This window comes from Micromonospora parastrephiae (assembly GCF_016802865.1).
GTDB classification, from domain to species: Bacteria; Actinomycetota; Actinomycetes; order Mycobacteriales; family Micromonosporaceae; genus Micromonospora; species Micromonospora parastrephiae.
The window spans coordinates 1-10,161 of sequence record NZ_JAEVHM010000192.1; the positions used below are offsets into that span (position 1 = coordinate 1).

Genomic DNA, 10,161 nt, shown 5'->3' on the forward strand with positions numbered 1-10,161 from the left:
TGGGTGACGACCTCGGAGCCGACCTCGAACGACACGTGCTCCGGGTGGTCGACGAACACCCCGTAGCCGGCGCTGCTGAGATAGAACGGCACGTTCTTGTACGCCTGCTCGCTGGCCGTGCCGCCGTCGGCGTTCCAGATGTCGACGGTCTGGCCGTTCTTGACGAACGGGCCGAAGCGCTCGCCCAGCCCGTACACCGTCTCGCCGACGCCCAGCGCGAGCCGCTCGTGGACGTGCCGGCGGCCCTCGGCGTCGGTGACGACGCCGATGCTGCGTCCGGTGGACGCGGTGACCAGACGGTCGCCGTGCAGGAACTCGACCCGCCAGCCGTCGACGAGCGCGACGCGGGCGGTCAGGTCGCCGGTGGTCAACGACGCGCTGAGGCCGGTGACGTCCACGGTGACCGGGTGCGCGTCGTCGGTGGTCAACCCGAAGTGCGGTTCGCGGGGCAGCCCGCCGGTGTGGTGGGCGATGGTGACCCCGACGACGCCGGGGGCGGGGGAGAAGAACCGGACGGTGACCACGGGCCGGTTGAGGGTGTCGCCGCGTCCGGTGATCTGACCGGTCGGCGCGAAGACGGTGAAGCCGCGTTCGTCCGGCTCGATCGACTCGACGGTGCCGGGGCGCAGGACACTGACACCGGGGCGCAGTTGCCAGTACCCGTCGGTGAACTTCACTTCTCGGCTCCTGCCGTGATGCCGCGCGCGAGGGTGCGCTGGAAGATGAGGAAGAAGAGGATGGCCGGGACCAGGCTGATCAGCGCGCCGGCGTTGGTGGTCGGAGCGTCCATCAGCCGGTCGCCCTGCAACGACGCGAGCGCGACCGGGATGGTCTGCGTCTGGTTGTCGATGAGCATGACCAGCGGGATGAGGAACTCGTTCCAGGTCCAGATGAAGAAGAAGATGAGCAGCACCGCGAGGGTGGGCCGCAGGTTGGGGAAGACCACCCGCCACAGCACCGTCCACTTGCCGGCGCCGTCGAGCGCGGCGGCCTCCAGCAGCGAGCGCGGGAACGTCCCCATGACCGAGGCCAGCAGGTAGGTGCCGAACGCGCTCTGGATCACGGTGAAGATGATGATCACCGAGAGTTGGGTGTTGTAGAGGCCGATCTCCTTCGCCACGTAGTACAGCGGGTAGATCAGCGCCTCCTGCGGCAGCATGTTGGCCAGCAGGAACAGCCCGACGATCCAGAGTCGCCCGCGGACCCGACCGATGCCCAGGGCGTACGCGTTGAGCAGTGACACGGCCACGCCGAGCACCGCCACGGAGCCGGCGATGAGCGCCGAGTTCCAGAGCTTGAGCGGGAAGTTCACCTCGGTCCAGTACGTCCGCAGACCCTTGGTGTAGAACTCCGTCGGCCAGCTCAGCGGACCACTCGACGAGTAGTCGCCCGGCGATTTGAACGCGTTGAGCAGCATGAACGCGAACGGCACCAGCATGACGAGCGCGCCGAGGGTGACCAGGGTGAGCACCACCCAGCGGCTCACGCCACGGTGGTGCCGATCGCGTACGGGCCGGCGGGCCGGCGCGGGGGCTTCGGTGATTATGACGGCCATCTCAGAACCCCCGGTCCCGGCGCTCGCTGCGGGCCTGCATCCAGATGAAGACCCCGGCGACGACGATGATGATCACCGTGAGCACCGTGGAGATCGCGGAACCGTAGCCGACCTGGAGCTTCTTGAAGAACGTGTAGTACGCGAAGTACGACGGCACGTTGGTGGCGTTCTCCGGGCCGCCCCGGGTCAGTGCGAAGATCGGCCCGAACACCTTCAATGCGGCGATGGTGCAGGTCAGGGCCACCACGAAGGTCTCCGGCCGGATCTGCGGCAGGGTGATCGCCCGGAATCGGTGCAACCAGTTCGCGCCGTCGACCTCGGCCGCCTCGTACAGCTCGGGGTCGACCCGCTGGAGCGCCGCCATGAAGACGACCACGGGGTAGCCGATCTGCACCCAGATCATCACCGCCATCACGACCGGCAGTGCGGTGCCCGGGTCGCCGAGCCAGTCGTGGCGTAGCGCGCCGAGACCGACCGCGTCGAGCAGGCTGTTGAACGCGCCGTCGGGGCGCAGGATCCAGCCCCAGACGATGCCGGCCACCACGACGGGCAGCACCTGCGGGAGGTAGAACGCGGCCCGCAGCGCGGCGGCCGTGCGGGGCTTGAACCGGCGGCCGATGACGTCGAAGAGCACCGCGGCGAGCAGCAGCCCGAGCAGGGTGGGCACCACGACCATCGCGACGATCATGGCGATGGTGTTGCGGAACGACGCCCAGAACACGTCGTCGTGCAGCAGCTGCTGGTAGTTGTCCAGGCCGACCCACCGGGGGTCGCCGATGCCGGACCACTTGGTCAGCGACAGGTAGAGGGTGCCGACCAGTGGTGCGCCGATGACCAGGATGAACAGCACCGCTCCGGGGAGCAGGTAAAGCCAGTACGCCGCGTTGCGGCCGCGAGGTCTGCGGCGGGACGCGGGAGGGGTGGGGGTCGCCGCCGGTTGGGTGGCGACGACGGTCTCGGAGACTGCCATGGAAGATCCTTCCCGGCGGGGCGGGCGGCGCGCCGGTCGTGCCGGTCGCGCCCGCCGCTCGCCGTCTCACTTGCCGGTGATCTCCTTGACGCCATCGGCGTACGGCTTGGCGATCGTGTCGAGCACCTGGTCAGGGGACTTGGACCCGTTGATCAGGCCCTGGAAGCCGCCGACCAGCACGTCGTAGTAGCCGGGCACCGGCCAGTCCGGGTAGAAGGCCAGGCCGTCCTGCTTGCTGACCGCGTTGAAGTCCTCGATCAGCTTGCGGTCCTTCGGGTCACTGATCTTCGCTGGGTCACCGGCCACCGGGACGCCACCGTTGTTGCCGATCAGGTCCTGGATCTCCGGACGCAGGGTGATGTCGATGAAGTCGTACGCCAGGCTCTTGGCCTTGCTGTTCTCCGGGACCACCCAGAGGTTGCCGGAGGAGCCGGCCTGCAGGGTGTTGCCCGGGAAGAGGAACGTGTCCCAGTTGGCCTTCATCTCGGCCTTGAACCGGCCGTACCACCAGCTGCCCGAGACGATCATTGGCACCTTGCCGCCGATGAAGGCGGTGCCCATGTCCTCGGCCTTGAGGCTCGCCGAGTCCTTGGCGATGTAGCCCTTCCGTACCCACTCGGCGAAGGTGTCCGCACCGTACTTCAGCGGGTCGGCCTTGAAGTCCACCGGGTTCTTGTAGAGCTGGTAGTTGTCGACGAACTGCCGGTCGGCCCTGGACAGGGCCAACTGGTAGAAGAGCTGCCCGGCCGGGTACTCGGCGCCCGCCATGCCCAGCGGGGTGACGCCCTTGCCGACGAAGGTGTCCATCGCGGCGGTCATCTCGGCCATGCTGGTGGGCACCTTGACGCCGTTCTGCTGAAACAGGTCCTTGTTGTAGTAGACCGTGACGTACTCGCCGTAGTTCGGGACGCCGAACCAGTTGCCCGAACCCATCACGCCCTTGTCGCTGTACCGGGCGGTGGTCTGCAGGCTGGGGCTGAGCTTGCCGGCCCAGCCGCGCTTGTCGGCCTCGGCGCTCAGGTCGGTGAGCAGGCCCTGGGAGGACAGCAGGCCGGCGGTGGCGTTGCCCTTGTTGTACTCCATGATGTCCGGGCCTTCGGACGAGTTGATGATCATGCCGGCGTTCTGCTGGATCTGCTCGAACGCCTTGCGCTCGAAGCGCACCTCGACGCCCGGGTGCTCGGCCTTGAAGATCTCGATGGCCCGGTTCCAGCCGACCCCCATGGCGCTGTTCTCGCTCTCGTAGTGCCAGAGCTTGAGGGTCTTGGCCCCGCTGTCGTCCTCGCTGTCACCACCGCCGCACGCGGCCACGGTGGTCGTCGCGGTCGCCGCCAGGGCGATCGCGGCGACGATCCGGCGGAATCGCTGCATTGCTATCCTCCTCGTTGAGTATCGAGCCCGGTACTTCACTGGGTCCGTCGTCGCGTTGCAGCGCGACGGCGGGCCGTCTTCGCTGGTCAGCCCCCACCCGTCGGCGACGGTTCGGAGGTGACCAGGGCCGCCCGTCGCGGCGCGGCGGTCGATCCCCGGATCTCCAGCGCGCACGGCAGCAGCTGCTGGTGGCGCGGGCCGCCGGGGCCGTCCAGGTGGCGCAGCAGCGCCTCGATCGCGATGCGGCCGAGCGCCGACCCGGGGGACGTCATCGCGGTCAGCGCCGGGGTGGCCAGTTCGGCGACCTGCGGCGAGGTGACCATCGAGACGACCGAGACGTCGTCGGGCACCGACAGCCCGCGACCGGTCAGTTCGCCGAGAATGCCGAAGATCGCGGTCTCGTTCATGGCCAGCACGGCGGTCAGCTCCGGGGCCTGCGCGAACGCGGCAGCCAGGGCGGCCCGCCCACCTGCGGCGCTGTCCTCGGCCGCGATCATCACCGGCTCCAGGCCGTGTCCGGTCATCGCCGAGACGAAGGCGTCCCGGGTGCGCAGCGCGGGGCCGTAGCCGGTGGCCAGCGTGGCGGCGGAATGGTTGACGTAGACGATCCGCCGGTGCCCCAGCCCGACCAGGTGCGCGACGGCCTCCCGCACGGTCTGCTCGAAGTCGATGTCGACGTAGGAGAGCGCGCTGGTGTCGCCGGTGCGACCGATGAGGACCAGCGGTACGCCGGCCTCCTGGAGCACGGTGACCCGCTCGTCGGCGAGCTGCACCTCCATCAGCACGACGCCGTCGAGCATCCGCTGGGTGGCCAGCCGCCGTAGGTCGTCGAGGTTGCCGCCGCCGACCGGCGAGAGCACCAGGTGGTAGCCGGCGGTGCTGGCCGCGGCGGCGGCGCCGGTGACGAAGGCGGTCTCGGTCGCGCCCAGGCCGCGCTCGTCCATCGGCATCAGCAGGCCCAGGATCCGGCTGCGCCGGCTGGCCAGGCCGCGGGCCATCGCGTTGGGCTGGTAGTCGAGCTCGGCCATGGCGGCGAGCACCTTGTCCCGGGTGGCCTGGGAGATCGGGCGGGCACCGGTGAGCACGTACGACACGGTGCTGACCGAGACGCGGGCGAGGCGGGCGACGTCGTGCATGGTGGCCACCGCGCACCTCCTCCGGCCAGGCGTGGGACCGCTCCCGAATCTTCGTCGAAGCGTTTCGACGAAGCGGTTCGACAGACGCTAGGCCAGCTGTTACGGCGACGTCAATAGCCGCTGTCGAAAAGAATTCAGAGGGCGCGCGGCAGCCCCGCCCAGCCCGCGCTGGGGCCGCACCGGTCGGTCGGTCGCACATGATCGTCGCGGCCAAGATCCGCGCAACATCGGGGATGTTGCTGCCTCCCGCCCGCCAGAGGCAGCAACATCCGGGAAGTTGCGCGGATCTTCCTCGCCGATCCAGGGGTGCGATCTTGGGCGTGGGGCGTGGGGCGTGGGGCGCGGTGGTCGAGCTCAGGACAAATCGAACAGCGCGGCGGCGCTGTCCCAGCAGACCGCGCGCAGCCAGTCGTCGCCCAGATCCAGTCGGGCCAGGCCGGTCACCTGGTCGGCGTACGGGTAGGGGAGGTTCGGGAAGTCGCTGCCCAGCAGCACCTTGCCGGCCAGCCCCAGCTCGCGCAGTCGCGGCAACTCGTCCGCGGGGAAGGGGACGAACTGATCGAAGAAGGGCGTGAACGCCATGGTGGTGTCCAACCGCACCCGCTCGTACGCCTCCGCCAGGTCGAGGAAGGCCCGGTAGTCCGGGGCGCCGAGGTGGGCCACCACCGCGGTCAGCCGAGGGTGGCGGGCCAGGAGAGCGGCGAACGGGTCGGGCCCGGTGTGCGCGGTCCCCACCGGGGCGTGACCGGCGTGCACGACCACCGGCACCCCCGCGTCGGCCAGCATCCCCCAGACGGGGTCCAGCGCCGGATCCGTCGGCGCGAAGCCGCCGACCTGTAGGTGCACCTTGAACAGTTGGGCGCCACCGGCGAGCGCCGCCTCGACGTACCCGACGACGTCCGGCTCCGGGAAGAACGTGGCCGAGGCCAGGCAGCCCGGGGTGTCCCGGGCGAAGTCCAGCGTCCAGCGGTTGAGCTCCGCCGCCATGCCCGGCCGGTGCGCGTACGCCAACGCGCTGAACGCCCGCACGCCGAGCCGGCGCAGGTGCGCGACCCGGTCGGCGTCGCTCCACCGGTAGCGGATCGGCCACTCGGTGCCGACCAGAGGGCCGGCCGCGTCGAAGTACGCCCACACCCGGCGCAGCAGTCGCGGCGGCAGGAAGTGCACGTGCACGTCGGCGAGCCCCGGCAGCCCCAGCGCGCGCCAGAAATCCGGCACCCGCTCGTCAGCTTCGGGCGGTGGCTGCGTGGCCGGGTCGGTCATATCTCGATGTTGAACCTTTGCAGCACCGACGGCGCGACGAGGCCCGCCGTGGCGAGCACCGCCACGACGGTCAGCACGGCGCGCAACACGACCACCTCGGCCTTGCTTCCGGTACGCAGGGCGATGCCGTTCGGCAGGCCGATCATCGTCCACATGCGTCGCTTGATCGGGATCGGCCAGAGGATCGGCACGCCGGCCCGGGTGATCATGTCACCGAGGATGTGCACGAAGCAGCCCACGCCGACGGCGGTGCCGATCAGTGGATAGCCGCGCCCGCCCGGGAGGTTGGCGAAGGTGAACCAGGCCGCCCCGGCCGACGCGAGGGTGATGATCACCCAGCCGGCCCGCTCGGCCCACTCGTCGAACAGCCCGCGCATCGCGAGGCCGAACATGAAGAACAGGATGGTGATCACCGCCCACTTGCCGTACGCGGCGCAGAGCGCGGTGGTACCCCATCCGACCAGAACCGTGAACGGAAGCGTGTGGGTCAGCGTCCGGTGCCCGTTGTTGCGGCGGGGATCCTTGCTGAGTTTCGTGGCGTAGTAGACCCCGAGGGAGATTTTCTCCATCACCTCGGCGGCGAAGAGCGAGAAGACCCCGAAGGTGCGGGCCACGGTCGCGCCACCCTGGTTGCGGGTCACCTTGCCCGACATGTCGAGGTCGGGAAAGAGCGCGCCACCCGCGCACACCGCGGTGCCCACCGCCAACGCGAGCGGCGACTGGTGGTAGTCGGCGAACTGGTCCAGCGCCCAGGACCCGGCCAGCCACACCGCCGCGCCGGACAGCGCGTGCGACGGTCCCATCATCTCGGCTCACCCTCCCCAGGGATCTTGAGCGCCCAAAACTACGCCACTGTAGTCAGCGCCGGTGCCGCAGGGGCAGCACCCGGACGATCCACACAGGACGGTGTCAGGAAGCAGGAGTGAAGCTCTGCCGGATCATCGGCAAGTATGCCGCGTTGACCTGCCAGTCGAACTCTTTTGTCAACCACGAGACGGTGTAGGAACGTACGGCCGAGGTGTTGGCCAGCAGGCGGAAGCTGTGCACCTGCTCGCCGGCGGCGTTCTCCCACCCGCACTCCCACACCGCGCCGCCCTCGAAGATGTCCATGGGGGAGATGTCCACCTTGCGGTAGCCGGGCAGCGCCTCGCCGCGGGTGAGCCGAGCCTCCTCGGCCCTCCAGTACGCCAGCGGGTCGATTCGCGGCGGCCCCGCCTCGACGCTGAGCACCCGGGCCCCGTCGACCTCGCGGAAGCAGGTCGCCGCGCCTTCGGTCCAGCGTGCCCAGCCCACCGGGGCTGCGATCCGGAACCCGTCCGGGTCGTCGTGCCAGGTCCAGCCCTCGCGTAGCGCGTACCGCCCGTCGGCCGCCGGCGACACCGACGCCACCGGAGTCGCCGTCGGAGGCGGAGGCGTCGCACAGGCGAACGCGGCCGGCCGGGCGGTGGCCGCGCCACCCCCGGAACCGGACGGCGGAGTCCGCTCGGTGTCCCGGGTCGACAGCGCCACCGTGACGCCGCCGGCGATGGCCAGCACGGTGGCCGCGACCGTCAGGCCGATCAGCACTCGACGCCGTCCGGAGGAACGGATCCTCGGCTGGGCGGTCGGCGGCGCGGGACTGCCGAGCGGGTCGACCGGGGTCTGCGCCAGGGCCCGGCTCGCGCTGCGTACCGCCGCCACCGCGGAGGAACGGGCCATCTCGGCGGGCTGGCCGGGCTCGGCCGCAGCCCTCCGCAGCAGCGGCTCCGCCTCGGCGGCGGTCAACCGCCGCCAGGGATCGCGCTGCAACAGACCGTCGAGGACGGGACGCAGCGGCCCCGCCCGGCGCATCGGGTCCGGTGGGTCGGTGGCCAGCGCGCTGAGCGTCGCCATCGCGCTCGTGCGGGCGTACGGCGACTGCCCCTCGACGGTCGCGTACAGCGTCGCGCCCAGCGACCACAGGTCGGTACGCGCGTCCGACACCCCTTCGCGGGCCCGCTCCGGGGCGACGAACTGCGGCGAGCCGAGCACCGAGCCCGGCCCCGTCATCAGCCCGTCGCCACCGTCGAACGTGGCCAGCCCGAAATCGGTGAGCACCACCCTCCCGTCGTCGGCCACCAGCACGTTGTGCGGCTTGACGTCGCGGTGCAGCACCCCGGCGGTGTGCGCGGCCCGCAGGGCGGCGAGCACCGCCAACCCGATCCAGGCGGTACGTTGCGGGCTCAGCGGGCCCTCCGCGCTGATGATCTGCTGCACCGAGCGTGACGGTACGTACTCCATCACGATCCAGGGGCTTCCCCGGTCATGCACGACGTCGTAGATGCGGACCACGTTGGGGTGGTTGAGCCGGGCGGCGGTGCGCGCCTCGCGCAGCGTCCGTAGGCGCAGCCCCTCGCGTTCGGCCTCGGCCAGCCAGGACGGCGGCACGACCTCCTTCACCGCGACGTCGCGATGCAGCATCTCGTCGCGGGCGAGCCACACCCGACCCATTCCGCCGGTGCCGACCAGGTCGAGCAGCCGGTACCGGCCCGCGATCAGCAACTGCTGCACGGTTGCTCCCCCTCGGTCACCCCGAGTTACACGATAGCCACCGATTTTGGTTTTCTCATCCGCTGAGCGGCCTCGATCCACGCCGGACGGTGGTCCCGATCATGACCATTCGGTGCAGGTCAGGGGGGTGGTCGGAAACTCTTTCGCGCCGTCGTCCAGTCCGCGCCGGCCCGGGTCCAGTCCCTGTCGTCGGTGATCCAGCCCCGCATCCAGCGGCCGGCCATGACGGCCTGTTGCCGGGCTCCCACTCCGCCCCCACGATCCACGGGCTGCCCTCGACCGGGACGAGCCGTGAAGCCGGACCACGGCGGGATGGGTGAGTGAGCCGGGCCGCCGCACACCTCCCACAGGGTGCGCGAGCGCAGCTCGGCCCCGCTCGTGGTCGGCCAGCCGGCTCGGCGGCACGACCTCCTTGGCCGCGACCTCGCGGCGCAGCGTCTCGTCGGGGGCGGAGGTCACCTATCGGTGGTCCGACTCACCTCAGCAGGCGGCGTGGTCGGCGGCGAGCAGATTGCCCTCCGGAATGGCGATCGGGGTACGTCCACCCGCCAGTCGGGCGGCGGCGCGCCGGGCCTGTAGGGGCCCGTGTTCGCGGCGGGCGGTGGCGTAGCTGGCGGCGGTGCGGGCAGCGATCGTGGCCCAGCCGTACCGCTCGCCGACCATGGTGCGGGCCCTCCGAGCGACCCGACGGGCGAAGACCTCGTCACCGAGGAGCTGACCGACCGCGCCGGCGAGCGCGTCCGGGTTGCTGTGCGGGAAGGTCACACCGGTCACGCCCGGCTCGACGATCTCGGCGAGGCCGCCGGTGCGGGCCACCGCCAGCGGCGCGCCGGCGGCCGCCGCCTCCAACGCCACCATGCCGAACGGCTCGTAGAGGCTGGGCACCACTGTCGCGTCGGTGGCGCCGAGCACCGCGGGCAGTTGGGTGGCGTCGAGGAAACCCGTGAAGCGGACCGTCGAGCAGAGCGCCAGCCGGCGGGCCTCCGCCTCCAACTCGGCGCGGTAGGGGCCGTCGCCGGCGATCACCACGCGCAGCCCGGGGTGTTGCTCGCGCAGCCGGGGCACCGCGTGTACGAGATGCTGCACGCCCTTCTCGTAGACCAGCCGTCCGGCGTACCCGACCAGGGGGCCGCTCCCCGCGAACCGGGCGCGAGCCGAGGCGACCGCACGCGGCCGGGCCCGCCAGGCGCGGCCGTCGACCCCGTTGGGCACCACGTCGACCTGCGCGGCCGGTAGGTCGAACAGGGCGTTCACCTGGTCGCGCATGTATCCGGAGCAGACGATGACCCGGCCGGATTCGTTGCTGAGCCATTGTTCGACGCCGTGGATGGTGCGGT

Annotated in this window: 8 protein-coding genes and 1 pseudogene; all 9 read right to left on the reverse strand. The window is 70.8% G+C overall.

Features of this window, described 5'->3' with window-relative positions:
- Window positions 1-677 (reverse strand): annotated as a pseudogene (locus tag JNW91_RS26105) (alpha-xylosidase); the annotation flags it as partial.
- Complete coding sequence (locus JNW91_RS26110) at window positions 674-1,486, reverse strand: carbohydrate ABC transporter permease (protein WP_309244491.1); 813 nt, start codon at window positions 1,484-1,486, stop codon at window positions 674-676. The gene JNW91_RS26110 and the pseudogene JNW91_RS26105, both read right to left, overlap by 4 nt.
- A 70-nt stretch (window positions 1,487-1,556) precedes the next feature.
- A complete protein-coding gene (locus tag JNW91_RS26115) occupies window positions 1,557-2,525 on the reverse strand; it encodes a carbohydrate ABC transporter permease (protein ID WP_203178013.1) in 969 nt (322 codons plus the stop codon).
- 66 nt (window positions 2,526-2,591) lie between these two features.
- Window positions 2,592-3,896, reverse strand: coding sequence for an ABC transporter substrate-binding protein (locus tag JNW91_RS26120; protein WP_203178014.1), 1,305 nt, complete (start codon window positions 3,894-3,896; stop codon window positions 2,592-2,594).
- Between the two features lie 86 nt (window positions 3,897-3,982).
- A complete protein-coding gene (locus JNW91_RS26125; RefSeq protein WP_238425729.1) occupies window positions 3,983-5,032 on the reverse strand; it encodes a LacI family DNA-binding transcriptional regulator in 1,050 nt (349 codons plus the stop codon).
- A gap of 354 nt (window positions 5,033-5,386) precedes the next feature.
- Window positions 5,387-6,295, reverse strand: coding sequence for an amidohydrolase family protein (locus JNW91_RS26130; RefSeq protein WP_203178017.1), 909 nt, complete (start codon window positions 6,293-6,295; stop codon window positions 5,387-5,389).
- Window positions 6,292-7,101 carry a metal-dependent hydrolase gene (locus JNW91_RS26135; RefSeq protein ID WP_203178019.1) on the reverse strand — a complete coding sequence of 270 codons (810 nt, stop codon included), beginning with the start codon at window positions 7,099-7,101 and terminating at the stop codon, window positions 6,292-6,294. The genes JNW91_RS26130 and JNW91_RS26135 overlap by 4 nt, the downstream gene beginning before the upstream one ends.
- Window positions 7,102-7,204: 103 nt before the next feature.
- Window positions 7,205-8,824, reverse strand: coding sequence for a serine/threonine-protein kinase (locus JNW91_RS26140; RefSeq protein ID WP_203178021.1), 1,620 nt, complete (start codon window positions 8,822-8,824; stop codon window positions 7,205-7,207).
- 480 nt (window positions 8,825-9,304) lie between these two features.
- The coding region (locus tag JNW91_RS26145; RefSeq protein ID WP_203178023.1) for a glycosyltransferase family 4 protein at window positions 9,305-10,161 on the reverse strand (857 nt) is incomplete at its 5' end.